Genomic DNA, 396 nt, shown 5'->3' with positions numbered 1-396 from the left:
TGGCTTCCAGCGGATGGATGGTGGAGAGGCCGTTTTTGAGGCGGTTGATGTAGAGACTGCCGCTGTCCATGTCCAGGTCGTTGATGCGCAGGCTGTTGAGTTCACTGACGCGACAGCCGTGGATAAAGCCCATCCAAATCAGGCAGCTGTCCCGTTCGGGGGCGCGGCCGGCGGCGGCCTGTTGCAACAGGCGGGTGACCTCGGTGCGGGTCAGGTGTTTACGGTGAGCGTGGGATTTTTGCATGGTATTTCCTCGAAAAGACCGGGTTCGGCAAGAGGCCGAGCCCGGGCGTCGCCAGTTAATAACAGATGACGGGCAAGGAGTACAGTGCAGGTTGGGACAAACAGGATCGGTTGAGATACGCTGAAACACCCGGCTCTCCACGGTTTTTACGA

The 396-nt window shown here is 58.8% G+C and carries 1 protein-coding gene; it reads right to left on the bottom strand.

The genetic code is table 11. The features are described from left to right. A partial coding sequence (locus tag CVN76_RS00305) for a tyrosine-type recombinase/integrase (protein WP_157805373.1) occupies positions 1–244 on the bottom strand: 244 nt, incomplete at its 3' end. Between the last annotated feature and the right edge of the window lie 152 nt (positions 245–396).

The sequence above is a fragment of the Bacillus sp. mrc49 genome, assembly GCF_002803435.1.
This window is presented reverse-complemented; position numbering and strand designations above follow the sequence as displayed.